At 53.3% G+C, this 14,517-nt stretch carries 14 protein-coding genes; 10 read left to right on the top strand and 4 right to left on the bottom strand.

Annotated features, from left to right (window positions below; genetic code table 11):
• Window positions 1-16 precede the first annotated feature (16 nt).
• The 3 genes from hslR to AC0LWE_RS21765 all read right to left on the bottom strand — a co-directional run bounded on the left by hslR (window position 17) and on the right by AC0LWE_RS21765 (window position 3,303).
• Window positions 17-418, bottom strand: coding sequence for a ribosome-associated heat shock protein Hsp15 (hslR, locus tag AC0LWE_RS21775; protein ID WP_015960774.1), 402 nt, complete (start codon window positions 416-418; stop codon window positions 17-19).
• Window positions 415-1,098, bottom strand: a complete 684-nt coding sequence (gene yrfG / locus AC0LWE_RS21770; protein WP_059180287.1) for a GMP/IMP nucleotidase — start codon at window positions 1,096-1,098, stop codon at window positions 415-417. The genes hslR and yrfG overlap by 4 nt, the downstream gene beginning before the upstream one ends.
• Before the next feature lie 66 nt (window positions 1,099-1,164).
• Window positions 1,165-3,303 (bottom strand): intracellular growth attenuator family protein, encoded by a 2,139-nt coding sequence (locus tag AC0LWE_RS21765; RefSeq protein ID WP_131486954.1) that lies wholly within the window; start codon window positions 3,301-3,303, stop codon window positions 1,165-1,167.
• 320 nt (window positions 3,304-3,623) lie between these two features.
• Between AC0LWE_RS21765 and nudE the strand changes: the two genes are divergently transcribed.
• Entirely contained in the window at window positions 3,624-4,184 is a 561-nt protein-coding gene (nudE, locus tag AC0LWE_RS21760; RefSeq protein ID WP_059180285.1) for an ADP compounds hydrolase NudE, read from the top strand.
• A gap of 107 nt (window positions 4,185-4,291) precedes the next feature.
• Here nudE and mrcA read toward each other — a convergent pair whose 3' ends face one another.
• On the bottom strand, window positions 4,292-6,844 hold the full coding sequence (gene mrcA, locus AC0LWE_RS21755) for a peptidoglycan glycosyltransferase/peptidoglycan DD-transpeptidase MrcA (protein WP_219347310.1): 2,553 nt from the start codon (window positions 6,842-6,844) through the stop codon (window positions 4,292-4,294).
• 120 nt (window positions 6,845-6,964) lie between these two features.
• Between mrcA and AC0LWE_RS21750 the strand changes: the two genes are divergently transcribed.
• The 9 genes from AC0LWE_RS21750 to dam all read left to right on the top strand — a co-directional run bounded on the left by AC0LWE_RS21750 (window position 6,965) and on the right by dam (window position 14,494).
• Entirely contained in the window at window positions 6,965-7,747 is a 783-nt protein-coding gene (locus tag AC0LWE_RS21750; RefSeq protein WP_202668708.1) for a type IV pilus biogenesis protein PilM, read from the top strand.
• Window positions 7,744-8,262, top strand: coding sequence for a PilN domain-containing protein (locus AC0LWE_RS21745; protein ID WP_219347311.1), 519 nt, complete (start codon window positions 7,744-7,746; stop codon window positions 8,260-8,262). Before AC0LWE_RS21750 ends, AC0LWE_RS21745 begins: the two co-directional genes overlap by 4 nt.
• Before the next feature lie 3 nt (window positions 8,263-8,265).
• Complete coding sequence (locus AC0LWE_RS21740) at window positions 8,266-8,727, top strand: HofO family protein (RefSeq protein WP_219347312.1); 462 nt, start codon at window positions 8,266-8,268, stop codon at window positions 8,725-8,727.
• Complete coding sequence (locus AC0LWE_RS21735) at window positions 8,717-9,118, top strand: HofP DNA utilization family protein (RefSeq protein ID WP_219347313.1); 402 nt, start codon at window positions 8,717-8,719, stop codon at window positions 9,116-9,118. Before AC0LWE_RS21740 ends, AC0LWE_RS21735 begins: the two co-directional genes overlap by 11 nt.
• Window positions 9,030-10,271, top strand: coding sequence for a DNA uptake porin HofQ (gene hofQ / locus AC0LWE_RS21730; protein ID WP_219347314.1), 1,242 nt, complete (start codon window positions 9,030-9,032; stop codon window positions 10,269-10,271). Before AC0LWE_RS21735 ends, hofQ begins: the two co-directional genes overlap by 89 nt.
• 297 nt (window positions 10,272-10,568) lie before the next feature.
• Window positions 10,569-11,090, top strand: coding sequence for a shikimate kinase AroK (gene aroK / locus AC0LWE_RS21725; RefSeq protein ID WP_015960764.1), 522 nt, complete (start codon window positions 10,569-10,571; stop codon window positions 11,088-11,090).
• Window positions 11,091-11,147: 57 nt separating this feature from the next.
• Entirely contained in the window at window positions 11,148-12,236 is a 1,089-nt protein-coding gene (aroB, locus tag AC0LWE_RS21720; RefSeq protein ID WP_059180278.1) for a 3-dehydroquinate synthase, read from the top strand.
• A 92-nt stretch (window positions 12,237-12,328) separates the two neighbouring features.
• Window positions 12,329-13,612, top strand: a complete 1,284-nt coding sequence (gene damX / locus AC0LWE_RS21715) for a cell division protein DamX (RefSeq protein ID WP_174343567.1) — start codon at window positions 12,329-12,331, stop codon at window positions 13,610-13,612.
• 66 nt (window positions 13,613-13,678) lie between these two features.
• On the top strand, window positions 13,679-14,494 hold the full coding sequence (gene dam / locus AC0LWE_RS21710) for an adenine-specific DNA-methyltransferase (protein WP_202694691.1): 816 nt from the start codon (window positions 13,679-13,681) through the stop codon (window positions 14,492-14,494).
• Window positions 14,495-14,517 lie beyond the last annotated feature (23 nt).

Genomic DNA, 14,517 nt, shown 5'->3' with positions numbered 1-14,517 from the left:
TCTCATCAAACGACGATTATTCAATTTCGCCGTGCTTAAATTTCATCAGATCGCGACGTTCTTTTTTGTCCGGTCGTCTGTCCGGGTGCGGCATGGTTAGCGCATTCATCTTGCGCGCCAGCGCCACTTTCTCGCGCTTCTCGACGCTTTCTGTCGTTTCTTCATACATTGCGGTCGCTTCGGTCGCCGGACGACGCTGTTCGGTAATGGATTTTATCACGACCGTTTTTTCATCGTTTCCCTGACGTAACGTCAGAGTGGCGTTCAGTTCAACAAGCTTACTCGGCTTGCTGCGCTGCCCGTTGTAATGCACTTTGCCACCGTCAACCATTTCACGGGCGAGGGCGCGCGTTTTATAAAAACGGGCCGCCCACAGCCATTTGTCGAGCCTTACCCCATCAGAGGGTTTTTCTTTCATGGCTTCTCCTTCACGCTGAGTGAGGGGATCATTCGACGGTAATCGTTCAACGCCGGATGCCGCTGATAGCTTTTTTCAGCCTGTCCAGAATCGGGATTGGTCACGCCCAGGCAATACCGAACACCAAATTTTGCTGCGGCATCCAGAATCGGTTCACTGTCATCAATGAACAAGGTTCTGTCTGGCTGCAAACCGGTTTTCTCCGCGACGGCCTGCCATAACCGCTGATCCTCTTTCGGATACCCAAATGTGTGGGTGGAAAGTAATAAATCAAGGTGTGACGCTAATCCAGTATGTTCCAGCTTCACGGCCAGATTATGCGGATGCGCATTGGTCAGCAAAATACGTCGTTTGCCGCTCGCCTTCAGGGCATCCAAAAACGGCACCGTATCTTCGCGCAAAACCGCGTGAGGCCCTTGAGCGGTGGTCATGGCACAAATATCCAGCCCAAGGCGGTCGCTCCAGTAATCCAGGCAGTACCAGTTTAGCGTATGTTGCACGGCGTGATATTGCTGACGAATGTAATCCTGCGCTTCTGACGGAGTGATACCCTGCTGCGCGCCGTAGGTTTCGGGCACCAGCTTTTGCCAGAAATGGGTGTCAAATGCGAGATCGAGCAGCGTACCGTCCATATCCAGCAGAACGGTATCAACGTCCTGCCAGGCGATATCAAGATGCATGAGGGGGAACTCTCCAGCCAGAAGAAACGTGCGCGACAGGTTAGCACAACTTGTCGCGCAGAGGCGTTATCCGATCAGGCTCTCAGGCGCGGAGATAAGTTTAGGATTGAGGCAATTATCGTAATATTGCTGGATCTCGGCCAGACGAGTACGTGAGCGCTGATAGCGGCGCAGGGCAGCAAAACCGTTCCAGATGATGCAAATCAACATGGCCATCATGAGCAGTGTCGTCCCGATATAACGCCACAACCCGGCGCTGTCCGGCATGCGATGCAGATCGACATGCCGCGTGCCGTTCGCGTCGGTAAAGGTACCGGTGACGATACCTTCTGCGCTAAATGGCGTTTGCATCAGCATTTGCGCCAGGCGCTGGAACTCACCCCACTGTTCCTGGGCCGGATAATCATAGAGCGCCACAGGCGGATACGGCTGATCAACCAAGTCGCTACCCTCTTCGCTGGCAATCACAAAACCGCCGGGTGCCGGGCTGTTAAGCGCCTGAGCCGCACGGGAGGTTTCACGCATCACGAACGGCGCGGTTGACGTGGCGACCAGATTTTCCAGGGATTCCGCACTCACTGGACGTAACAACACATTCACGCCGTCCAGTCGGCCTGCCTCAGCGCGTTTGACCAGTGCTTCCCAGTCTTTACTGTTCCCCAGGTTGACGAGGGCATTTTTGAGACGGACACACTCATCTTCTGCAGAACATAAGTCCTGTGTTTTCATCACGATGTCGCCAAAATCATCCAGCAAAACCATTCCGGATTTTTGAATCGCAGAGCGCAAAGACTGACTGACGCGCGAATTCTCGTCGGGTTTTGGGTGTAGCTGGCGATTAAGCGCCTGCGTCAAAGCCGTCGCTTTACTGACGGTATCGGATTCCGGCAGCGGCAACGGCGGCGCGTCATTCCAGATGATCTGTGAGCAATCGAAGGGGGTGAAGGGCGAATTTTGGCGCGTATTCCAGGTTCCCGGCGCATGAATATTACACATACCCGTACCCTTCAGCTTCAGGGTATCCCCCACGCGAACGCCCGCCTCTTCCAGCTGATGAACGCTTGTCGCTTCGATAGTTTGCGCGCCTTTAATCCACGACACGGTGAATTTAATTGGCATATCAAGGGGAACAAGGAAAATCAGTAACGCCAGAACGAGCGCCGCGCCACCTGCAATAATGCTGCTGCGCAGCCAGTGCTGGAGCGGGAAGTTTTTCACCTCATCATGCAGCGATAAAAAACGCCCCTGACGGACCACCTGGCGATCGAGATAGATATCAATATCGGTTTTTTGCCCTAAATCCTGAGCAATCCACGGCTGCCAGTGACGCGGGTAAATAAGATCGATAATGCCGAGCGAAATATTGTTGATGTGCTCCTGATCGTTCTCACCGAACAGACCCCAGCGTTTTGGCGTACCACGTAAGCAGTGGATTTCGCGCAAGGCCGTTTTAGCCGGAGATGCAAAAAGCCCCCACAACCCTGCGGCGATCAACAGGACCGCGCCGCCTGCGAGCCACGGGGCAAAAACGTCGGGCGTCATCAGGCACAGGAAAAACAGCAGGAAAGCGGCGACAATTAAAATTGCTTCACGGATGCCATCCGGGCGGCTCAGCGCGTACTCTTCGTGCGTTTCCTGGCGAATATTGAGCAGTTCAATCTGTTCGGTTTCTTCGCCACGGATGGACGCTTGCGTAGAGTTTGCTCTTTCGAGCGCAAAGCGCGGCGCTTCCTGAACATATTCACTCAGGGTATGGCCATTCAGGGCGATTACCAGCGGAATGGAATCGGTATGGATGAGCTCGACGCTATTTTCATCATTGATGTATTGCTCCCAGAACGGTGGCAAATGCACTTCAACGGAGTCGAGATAGTAGCGCCACTTGTTGGGATCATCGGTGGTGATGCCATAGCGGGTGATCGAGCGCGTCACGCACAACACGGTGTCGCTGTGTGCGTTAAGATTCAGAGATACAGGCGCTGCAGTGGCGCCGGTCGGCCCTGGCGTCTGAAGGATGCGGTTCAGCGTATCGAGATAATTTTCAATGGCGCTGCGTTCATCGGCGGCCAGCGTACGCGTGGTCGCACCGGCGAAAGCGTTTAAAAAGGGCAGTCGAAGTCGACGTTGCGCCCGGCGTCTGAGTAACCATCCTGCAATGAATACGCAGGCCAGCATAGCAGCGAAAAATATCAAAATGGTGCTCATGCTTTCCCCATCTTACTTATTTCAGGTGTAGTCAGTCGCACCTATTACCGTGAATGTGTCTCTGTGGTTGGCTATCGGCAAGCATGGAGTCGAACTTGAGCAATCTGAAGCGCATCCCAGTGATCAAAAATGATAGCAAAGGCAACCAAAGCGGAATATCAGCAAATTCCTGGAGTTATTTCAACCTCTTGACTTTTAATTTGAAATAATAACTGGTTTAGGATAAGTTGCAAAAATGTAAATTTAGGGCAAATGACATTGCCGAAACCGTGCGTCATATCGCACAATGCACTCAGTTTACCCAGCAAAGACCCGTCAAGATGAGCAAACCCTTACAAAAACCCATTATTCTGAATGTTGAAACAATCGCCAAATCGCGGCTGTTTAATGTGGAAAGTGTGGATCTGGAATTCAGCAACGGCGTGCGACGCGTGTATGAACGTATGCGCCCATCAACGCGCGAAGCGGTGATGATCGTTCCGATTGTTGATGACCATCTTATCCTGATTCGTGAATATGCGGTGGGCACAGAATCTTACGAACTGGGTTTCTCTAAAGGACTGATCGATCCGGGTGAATCCGTTTTTGAAGCAGCCAATCGTGAGCTGAAAGAAGAGGTGGGTTTTGGTGCGAACGATCTGACCTTCCTGAAAAAGCTCTCCATGGCGCCGTCCTATTTCTCCAGCAAAATGAATATTGTGCTCGCCGAAGATCTCTATCCAGAAAAACTGGAAGGTGACGAGCCAGAGCCGTTACCGCAGGTTCGCTGGCCGCTGGCACATTTGATGGATTTGCTGGAAGAACCTGATTTCCATGAGGCTCGCAACGTGAGTGCGCTGTTCCTGGTGCGTGAATGGCTCAAAGGACAAGGGCGGCTGTAGTCCTTCAACGGGTATGCCTCGTCTCGCTCGCCTCAGGCGAAAGTACACAAAAAAACGGTAACCCTTGGGTTACCGTTTTTACTATGAGTGTCAGTGGGGGCTGTTCGTCAGAACAACTCGTGCGTCTCGCCGTTATCAATCAGCTCAGTCCCTACCTCATGCACCGCCTGCGTTGTCGGCTGCGTGCCCTCAATGAAGAACTCTTCACGGCTGTTTCCGCCGTTGGCTAACTGGCCGGTGCTACGGTCGATATTGACTGTCACAATACCTGGCGGCGGCGTGAGTGGCTGTTCAGGAATGCCCTCCAGAACCGCTTTCATGTAAGCATCCCAGGCCGGCTGTGCGCTCTTCGCGCCGCCTTCGTAACCAGAAATCTGATCTTTAATCGCGCCCGATGCCGACGTACGGCCCAAATCGCGACGGTGATCGTCAAAGCCGATCCACACGGACGTCACCACGCCCGGACCAAAACCGGAGAACCAGGCGTCTTTAGAACTGTTGGTCGTCCCGGTTTTGCCGCCGATGTCGCGCCGCTGTAAATCACGGCCCGCACGCCAGCCTGTGCCTTGCCAGCCCGGTTCACCGAAGATATTGGTATTCAGGGCGCTCTTAATCAGGAAGGAGAGCGGCGTATTGATCACATGCGGAGCATATTCCTGCGCACCGCTTTGCGCGACAAGCGCCTGGTTTGCCTGCTCCAGTTGCGGCTGCGGAACGGTGGAATTCTGTCGCTCCTGCGACAGTGCGACATCTTCCATGTCTTTATTTTCCAGTACGTTCGATTTCGGCGTGTCGCCGTAAATCACCGGAATATCACATTCCGGGCAGGCGATTTTTGGCTTAGCTTCAAAAATCACGCCGCCCTGATCGTTTTCAATTTTACTGATGAAATACGGATCGACCAGGAAACCGCCGTTTGCCATCACCGAGTAACCGCGAGCGACCTGCAATGGCGTAAAGGATGCGGAGCCCAGCGCCAGCGATTCGGTATGCACGATATTTTGTGCCGGGAAACCGAAACGTTGGAGATATTCCGCAGCGTAATCGACGCCCATTGCACGCATCGCGCGAACCATGACCACGTTTTTAGACTGCCCCAGACCCTGACGTAAACGGATTGGACCGGAATACTCCGGCGGAGAGTTTTTCGGCTGCCAGTCGGAACCTGCGCCCGCATCCCAGCGAGAGATCGGCACATCGTTGAGGATACTGGCGAGCGTCAGCCCTTTATCCATCGCCGCGGTGTACAGGAAAGGCTTGATGTTGGAGCCGACCTGACGCAGAGCCTGCGTTGCACGGTTAAATTTGCTCTGGTTAAAATCAAAACCGCCGACCAACGCCATCACCGCGCCATTCTGAGGATTGATGGAGACTAACGCCGAGTTCACATCCGGAACCTGCGCCAGCCACCAGGCGTCGTTGACTTTACGAACCCAGATTTGCTGCCCGGTCTGGACTACATCCGTGACTTTACGCGGCGTCGGGCCTTGCGATGTATCGGAGCGATACGGGCGAGCCCAGCGAATGCCATCCATGCGCAGAGAAACCGAGGTCCCGTCTGCAAGCATAGCGGTCGCTTCCTGCGGGTCGGCTGCCGTGACAACGGCAGGAAGGAGCGGACCGTAAGTCGGCAGTGCTTTCAGCGAATCCGTGATTTTTTTGCTGTCCCATGCGCTTTCGCCCACTTTCCACAGCACATTCGACGGGCCACGGTAGCCGTGACGCATATCGTAATCCATCACGTTGTTACGCACCGCCTGCTGCGCCGCCTGCTGAACTTTACGCGTGATGGTGGTGGTAATGCGGTACCCGTCTTCATACGCCTGTTCACCGTAGCGACTCACCATCTCCTGACGGACCATTTCCGTGAGGTACGGGGCCGAGAAGGCGATTTTTGGCGCGTGATAGTTAGCGTCAATCACATCATTGCGCGCCTGCTCGTACTGCGTCTGGCTGATATAGCCTTCGCTTAGCATGCGTGACAGCACTACGTTACGGCGCGCAGTGGCACGATCGAGTGAGTAGAGCGGGTTAAACGTCGACGGTGCTTTAGGCAGACCCGCAATGGTCGCCATTTCACTCAAAGTCAGCTCCTGGACAGGCTTACCGAAATAGACCTGCGCCGCCGCGCCCACGCCGTACGCGCGATAGCCCAGATAGATCTTGTTGAGATAAAGCTCAAGGATTTCGTCTTTGCTCAGCAATTGCTCGATGCGAATAGCAAGAAACACTTCCTTGATCTTACGCGTCAGCGTTTTTTCCGGGCTCAGGAAGAAGTTACGCGCCAGCTGCTGCGTAATCGTACTTGCCCCCTGGGAAGCGTGACCGGAGAACAATGCCACGCTTGCTGCACGGAAAATCCCCACAGGATCGACGCCATGGTGTTCATAAAAACGGCTGTCTTCCGTGGCGATAAAGGCCTTCACCATCACCGGAGGAATTTCATTTAAGGTCAGCGGAATACGGCGCTTTTCGCCATATTGAGCGATCAATTCACCGTCGGCACTGTAAACCTGCATCGGGATTTGCAGTCGCACATCGCGTAGCGTGGCGACATCAGGCAGTTGCGGCTCAATATATTTGTACAAACCATAAATCGAGCCTGCTCCCAGCAGAATGCAACAGACTGCAAGGATCAATAAATACTTTACGAACTTCACTGGAGATTTCCCATTTAGTTTCACTTGGGCAGTTTCTAAACAATCGGCCGGTAGTATAAAGGCAAGCCTGAATCATTGATATAGCCGTCAAAAGGACGGGCGATAAGGAGATCGTGAAGCATGGCTTTCAAAACGTGGCGAACAGGTGTTCATATTCAACAAGATAGGGTTTTAGCTGTCTGTCTTACAAAGGAGCGAACCGGATGGAATCTGCGCCGTTGGTGGCAAATTCCGCTGGATCCGGGAATTATTCGTGATGGACAAATTATTGAGCCAGAACAATTGGTTGCTGCGCTACGTACCTGGAGCAAGGTCTTGCCGCACCATCACCGGATTTTCCTCGCATTCCCCGCTGCACGAACGTTGCAAAAAGCGCTTCCTTGTCCGGCACTGAACTTACGCGACAGTGAGCAAGCCTCGTGGATTGCTTCAGCCATGTCACGCGAGCTTGAAATGGCACCCGATGCGCTGTGCTTCGATTATGTGCAAGACACGCTGACCCGTTCGTTCCAGGTAACCGCTGCACAAAACAAAGAGGTCGCGGCATTGTTAACACTGGCAAAAACGCTCCGTCTACATGTCGCGGCAATTACGCCGGATGCGGGTGCGCTGGTGAATTTACTGCTACTTCTTCAGCCTCCTGCCCATTGTGCGGTGTGGCGCGACGATCGCCACTGGCTATGGGCAACGCGTCACCAGTGGGGCCGTAAGCCACTGACCGAGGCAGCAGCGGCGGCAGATCTGGCGGCGCTTTTGGCGCTTAAGCCTGAAAATATGGCTCTTTTCGCGGCTGATAATCTTGATCCTTTCACTCTGGTCTCACGTAATTTGCCGCCATTGCCTGAATGTGGAGCGGACTTTACCGTCGCTCTTGCCCTTGCGATGGGGGACATCGTTGAATGAAAACCACTAACTTTTTGCCGTGGCGGCAATGGCGACAACAGCGTTGCTGGCGTTTCTGGACGTTACTCTTTGTTGGGTCGTTACTGCTTTCCCTCGCCGTGATGATGAGTCTGCGATCGCGCTTCGCGATACGTTCGCACGTGCTGGAGGTGTATCTGGCGGGCGATATGGCGATTCAACAAAAGCTCGAGGCCCATCGCGCGCGCTGGCGATCGCAACACGAGCAACAGCAACTCACTCAACAAGCGGCTGTTTTGCTGACTAAAACGCAAGCCTGGCAGCCAACGCTCGTGGCGCTGGCGCTCGCATTACCGGAACAGGCATGGCTAACGCAAATGTCATTTCAGCAGTCCAGCCTGGTGTTGAAAGGTTATGCCACAACGGTTTTATCCCTTCAAAAACTCACTGAATCATTGAAGCACTTCGGTGGCTTCACGCTTGGGCCTGCGGGGGAGCTACAGCAGGATAATCAGGGGCGCTGGACGTACAGCCTCACGCTCCAGCGCCAGGAGTGAGACGTGCACAGCTTATTTGAACGGTGGTATGCGTTTCGCGCACGCACGCGCATTCTGATCTGGGGCCTGATTTCAGGCTGCGTGCTGCTGACGGCGTATTTGATACTCACGCGCCCGGCGATACAGCACGTTTCTCAACTTGAAACGAAACGAGAGCCCATCACCACAGTGGTGAAATCACTTTGGGCGAGTGAAGTTCAGCGAGGCCATGCTGAGGGACAACCAGATATTTCTGGGCGGCAGGCCTTTTCGCCTCTGGATTTTCAAACGTATGGTGCGCGGTTAGTTCGCTGGCTGCCCAATGCGAAAGGCGGTGAACTCTCGTTGGATGCGGACTGGATGCAGATTCCCGATCTGTTTGACGCGATCGCGCAGCGTGGAATGGGGGTGACGGCCTTTTCCGTCGAACCCGGTGAATCACGGCTAAAGCTAATCGTGCAGGTGGAGAGTCTACATGCGAACTGAGCTACGCGGGTTGATCCTGTGCTCACTGGTTTTTCTCACCGGGATGCGAGATCCGTTTCGACCGCCCGTGGATCGCTGTGAGGTCGGGAAGCTCAACAAATGGCACTACCAGGGACTCATCCGCAGCGCAGGTGTTGTGGGCATTATGAAAGATGAGCAGGATCGCTGGCATCGTGCCCATCAGGAAGATCACCTGCCATCAGGCTGGCGAGTTCTGGCGATAAATGAAACGGAAATGGTCATCGAGGTTGGTGACGGATGTGACCCGAAGGAATGGCGATGGAAACGAGAAGGAACGAAAAATGAAAAGAACAAGGATAGTCACCCTGCTAGCGCTGTTCAGCACGTCGGCATGGAGCCTCGCTCAAAAGCCAGTGACCCTGGTGGTTGATGACGTACCGGTTGTTCAGGTTTTGCAGTCGTTGGTCGAGCTGGAGAACCGTAACCTCATCGTTTCGCCCGATGTCACCGGTACGCTATCGCTGCATTTAACGCGTGTGCCCTGGCGGCAGGCGCTGCAAACCGTAGTCACCAGCGCTGGGCTGGTGTTACGCGAGGAGCGCGGTATTTTTTATGTTAACACTGCTGCATGGCAACGTGACCAGCAGGCGCGTAATGAAGAGGAGAAGATCAGGCTCAAACTGGATGTCCCGCTTGCGTCGCGCAGCTATGCTCTGGCCTATGCCGACGGCGGCGAACTCCAGAAATCCGCCGAGAAACAGCTCAGCCCAAAAGGGAGTTTATCAGTCGACAAACGCACGAATCGATTGCTGGTGCGCGATATTCCTTCTGTGCTTGATAACTTTCAACACTGGGTAAAAGAGATGGATCTGCCCATCGCTCAGGTGGAGCTGGAAGCGCATATCGTTACGATAAATGAAAAAAGCCTGCGTGAGCTTGGCGTGAAATGGAATCTTGCCGAGGCGCAAGGTGCAGGGGCACCGGGGCAAGTCACCACGATGGGCGTCGATCTTTCCGTCGCCAATGCCACTACCCATGTCGGATTCAACATTGGTCGAATTGACGGCAGACTTTTGGATCTGGAGCTTTCCGCCCTTGAGCAAAAGCAACAGTTGGAGATCATTGCCAGCCCCCGACTTTTGGCTTCGCATATGCAGCCCGCCAGCATTAAACAGGGCAGCGAAATTCCTTACCAGGTTTCCAGCGGTGAGAGCGGGGCGACCTCGGTGGAATTTAAAGAGGCGGTTTTGGGCATGGAAGTGACGCCCGTCGTGCTTCCCAACGGACGGGTGCGTTTGAAGCTGCGCATTAGTGAAAATATGCCGGGACAAGTTTTACAGCAGGCTGATGGTGAAACGCTGGCGATTGATAAGCAGGAGATCGAAACTCAGGTCGAAGTGAAAAGTGGAGAAACGCTGGCACTGGGCGGTATTTTCTCTCAAAAGAATAAAACGGCCAGTGATAGCGTCCCGGGTCTCGGACATGTTCCCTTGCTGGGTCAGTTTTTCCGCCATGACGGCAAAGATAACGAGCGCCGCGAGCTGGTGGTGTTTATTACGCCACGCCTGATTGATATTCAGTAACCGATACGATCACCGCGAGGATTTTGCACCCAGTTTGTTGCAGATGTTTGACGTGAGGCATGAATTAGCATACAAGGAGTACCGATTTGAGTTTCAGCTTCTCTTATCTTACCTCTTGTTGCCCCTAAGCATTTGGCATGGTGATTTAATCAGTTGCCAAACAAGCAGGACTACTGAGATAATTTTTAGTCTGACTCTCGCACTATCGCATATGAGGTTTCAGTTCATGTCCTGCTACGTTGAGTACTCGCGAAGCCGGAATTACCATTAACGAATAGTCTTAGTAGTACCGAAAAAATGGCAGAGAAACGCAATATCTTTCTGGTTGGGCCTATGGGTGCCGGCAAAAGCACTATTGGGCGCCAGTTAGCTCAACAACTCAATATGGAATTTTACGATTCTGATCACGAGATTGAGAAACGAACCGGAGCTGATGTGGGCTGGGTCTTCGATGTAGAAGGCGAAGAAGGTTTCCGTGACCGTGAAGAAAAAGTTATCAATGAACTTACGGAAAAACAGGGCATTGTGCTGGCTACTGGCGGCGGTTCTGTAAAATCTCGTGAAACGCGTAACCGTCTCTCGGCCCGCGGCGTTGTGGTTTATCTTGAGACGACTATCGAGAAACAACTCGCACGTACGCAGCGTGATAAAAAGCGCCCGTTACTGCAGGTTGAAACGCCTCCACGTGAAGTTCTTGAAGCACTGGCTGGTGAACGCAATCCACTGTACGAAGAAATTGCTGACGTAACGATTCGTACCGACGATCAGAGCGCAAAAGTCGTTGCAAACCAGATTATTCATATGCTGGAAAGCAACTGATTCTGGCTTTATATACACTCGCCCACGGGTAATAGCATTTAAGGTGGATGTCGCGTCATGGAGAGGATTACAGTTACTCTCGGGGAACGTAGTTACCCTATCACCATCGCGGCTGGTTTGTTTAACGACCCAGCTTCCTTCTTACCACTGAAAGCGGGTGATCAAGCTATGCTTGTCACCAACGAGACGCTGGCTCCGCTTTATCTCGACAAAATTCGTCATCTGCTGGAACAGGCAGGTGTGAACGTCGACAGTGTGATTTTGCCTGATGGCGAGCAGTATAAAAGCCTGGCGGTCCTTGAGACCGTCTTTACCGCATTACTGCAAAAACCGCATGGTCGCGATACGACACTACTTGCCCTCGGCGGTGGTGTTGTTGGCGATCTAACGGGTTTTGCTGCGGCAAGTTATCAACGTGGTGTTCGTTTTATTCAAATTCCTACCACGCTTTTATCACAGGTCGATTCTTCGGTTGGCGGCAAAACAGCGGTTAACCATCCGCTTGGCAAAAACATGATTGGCGCGTTCTATCAGCCCGCATCGGTGGTTGTGGATCTCGACTGTCTGAACACATTGCCCCAGCGCGAATTGGCATCAGGCCTGGCTGAAGTGATCAAATACGGCATTATTCTGGACGGCGAGTTCTTTAGCTGGCTGGAAGAGAACATGGATGCATTGCTTAACCTTGACGGTAAAGCGCTGGCTTACTGCATCCGCCGTTGTTGTGAGCTAAAAGCAGAAGTCGTTGCAGCAGACGAGCGGGAAACGGGCTTACGTGCTTTACTGAATCTGGGGCACACGTTCGGTCACGCGATTGAGGCGGAGATGGGTTACGGCAATTGGCTTCATGGCGAAGCGGTTGCAGCGGGCATGGTGATGGCCGCGCGTACCTCTGAACGTCTGGGTCAATTTAAGCAAGAAGAGACTCAACGCATCATCACGCTACTTGAGCGTGCTGGCTTACCGGTAACGGGGCCGCGCGAGATGTCTTCGCACGCGTATTTACCCCACATGATGCGCGATAAAAAAGTTTTGGCGGGTGAGATGCGCTTAGTGCTCCCACTGGCTATAGGGAAGAGTGAAGTGCGCGGCGGAGTGTCGCATGATGTGGTTCTTGGCGCTATTGCTGATTGCCAGCAGGCGTAACAACTAGAAAGGTCAGGCTACTGTTACAGGTAGCTATTTAGCTTCAGGTGAAATGCAACGTCGTAAGCATGAGCCTTTGAGTGGGGTGTTAAATGGATGAATTCAAACCAGAAGACGAGCTGAAACCCGATCCCAGCGATCGTCGTACTGGTCGTTCTCGTCAATCTTCAGATCGCGATGATAATGAGCCGCAAATCAACTTCGATGATGTTGATTTGGATGCAGACGATCGTCGTCCGTCACGTAGCCGCAACGCGCGCGATGAGCGTGAAGAAGAGGATTATGAGTCTGATAATGAATCACTGGACGAAGAGTCTGTAGAGCGTCGCCCGCGTAAACGTAAAAAAGTGGCGGCGAAACCCGCTTCACGTCAGTACGTCATGATGGGTCTTGGCGTTTTTGTCCTGCTGCTGCTGATTATCGGCATCGGTTCTGCGCTGAAAGCACCGTCTACCCCCTCAAATGAGCAGACCGCTTCAACCGAAAAGAGTATCAACCTTTCGGGCAATAATAATGACGCAGCAGATCAGGCCAATGGTGTGCAACCTGCGCCAGGCACGACGTCTGCTGAACAGACCGCGGGCAATCCAACCAATGCTCCGCAGGATGTCTCACTGCCTCCTGTTTCGGCTACGCCAACTCAGGGCCAGGCAAGTGCGGCACCTGAAGGCCAGCAGCGTGTTGAAGTTCAGGGCGATCTGAACAACGCGCTCACGCAGAACCAGGATCAGGTGAATAACGTGGTGGCTAACTCCACGCTTCCAACCGAGCCTGCAACCGTCGCGCCAATTCGTGGCGGGAATGCACAACCGCAAACCGCAGCAACCGAAACCAAACCGCGTCAAACTCAGGCTGCCACTTCGCGTCCAGAGCGTCAAAAAGCGGTGATTGAGCCGAAGCGCGAAACGAAACCGCAGACCGTTGCTAAAGCCACGGAAGCCAAACCGGTTGCCCAGCCCAAGCCAACGGAAACCGCTACCAGCACGCCGGTGAAAACACCTGTAGCGACAGCGGCACCGAAAGTCACCGCAGCAACGCCGGCTCCTGCAGCGACTGCATCAACGTCTGGCTCTGCATCCGGTAAGTCTTCGGGTAATGTTGGGGCAATGAAGGCAGCACCGTCCAACAATTACACGCTTCAGTTGAGCAGTTCGTCTAACTACGACAATCTGAATAACTGGGCGAAGAAATCGAACCTGAAAAACTATGTGGTTTATCAGTCGACTCGCAACGGGCAGCCATGGTACACGCTGGTTAGCGGCGTTTACGCCTCTAAAGACGAAGCGAAACGCGCTGTGGCAACGTTACCTGCTGACGTTCAGGCGAAAAACCCATGGGCGAAACCGATTCATCAGGTTCAGGCCGACTTGAAGTAATGTTTAAAGCGCAGAATGCTGTCGGAGCTTTTCCACAGCTGGAAAAGGTGTAATCAGTTAGTCAGCATGAAAAAAAATCGCGCTTTTCTAAAATGGGCAGGGGGAAAATTCCCCCTGCTTGACGATATTAAAAAACACCTGCCGAAGGGCGAGTGCCTTATCGAGCCCTTTGTGGGTGCCGGGTCCGTGTTTCTCAACACCGACTTCTCTCGTTATATCCTGGCGGATATCAACAGCGATCTGATTAGCCTCTATAACATCGTTAAAGATCGTACCGACGAGTACGTTGACGAGGCGCGTAAGTTGTTTACGCCTGAGACGAATCAGTCTGAAGTTTACTATCAGCTTCGCGTAGAATTTAACCAAAGCTGCGATCCTTTCCGGCGGGCGTTATTATTCCTGTATCTTAACCGACACGGCTACAACGGCCTGTGCCGGTATAATCTGCGCGGGGAATTCAACGTGCCGTTTGGCCGCTACAAGCGCCCTTATTTCCCGCAGGTTGAGTTGTATCACTTTGCTGAGAAAGCACAGAATGCACTCTTTATCTGCGAGTCGTACGCAGACAGTATGGCGCGCGCGGATCATCAGTCGGTCGTGTATTGCGATCCGCCGTATGCGCCGCTGACGGCGACGGCCAACTTTACGGCGTACCACACCAACAGTTTCAATTTGAAAGAGCAGGTGCATCTGGCGGAGATCGCCGAGGACCTGGTGAAAAAGCGTATTCCCGTGCTGATTTCAAATCACGATACGGAAATGACGCGCGAATGGTATCAGTTAGCGACTCACCGATACGTCGTTCAGGTGCGGCGCAGCATCAGCAGTAACGGTGGCACACGTAAAAAGGTGGACGAACTGCTGGCTCTTTATCGCCCCTGAGCCGTTTCGCCCGCCGGTAAACA

This window comes from Lelliottia sp. RD5, from assembly GCF_056032945.1.
This window is presented reverse-complemented; position numbering and strand designations above follow the sequence as displayed.